Origin of the sequence: Sedimentibacter sp. B4 (assembly GCF_000309315.1) — a bacterium.
Lineage (GTDB): Bacteria > Bacillota > Clostridia > Tissierellales > Sedimentibacteraceae > Sedimentibacter > Sedimentibacter saalensis.
On sequence record NZ_CANG01001107.1, the window covers coordinates 1 to 646 of the forward strand.

Consider the following 646-nt stretch of genomic DNA (forward strand, 5'->3'; position numbering starts at 1 on the left):
TGGGCATCGTGCGTGCCGATACCGCGCTGGTGGCCGCGGTGCTGGCGCCGCTGGTGCTGGTGGGCACCTGGATCGGGCGGGTGCTGATCACGCGCATCCAGCAGAAGACCTTCGAGCGGCTGGTCACGTCTTCGTGGCGATCGCCGCGCTCACCTCGTGTTCTTCTGACCGCCCTCAGGTGCGGGGCGGGGGAGGCTGTCGAGGCACGGACCTCCAGTGTGGTGGGGACGAGGTGGAGGCGCCCCGGCAGACCCGGATCGGCCAGTCGTTCGATGAGGTACCGGCCTGCTTGGGCACCAACAGGGAAGTTGCCGTTGTCCACCGAGGTGAGTGAGATGTGCCGGATCCGGGCGAGGTGGGTGTTGTCGTAGCCGACCAGAGAGACGTCCCCGGGGACGAGGAGCCGAGGTCGTCGGCGGCGGAGAGCGCGCCGATCGCGGCAACATCGTTGAAGGCGAGGATGGCGGTAGGTCGATCGGGCCGGGTGAGCAGCCGCCGAGCCGCCGCGTAGCCACTCTCCTCGCTCATGCCGCCGGTCTCCACATAGGTGTCGGGATCGAGCCCCGCTGCGGCGACCGCTGAGCGGAAGCCGTCGAGGCGGAGGGGCCGATCTGGCCGGGGCCGGTGAGGTGCGCGATCCGGGTGT

Annotated in this window: 2 pseudogenes; both read right to left on the reverse strand. The window is 70.1% G+C overall.

Annotated features, from left to right (window positions below):
* Nucleotides 1-379, reverse strand: a pseudogene (locus tag BN358_RS28185) (hypothetical protein); the annotation flags it as partial.
* Nucleotides 380-456: 77 nt separating this feature from the next.
* A pseudogene (locus tag BN358_RS28190) lies at nt 457-646 on the reverse strand (LacI family transcriptional regulator); the annotation flags it as partial.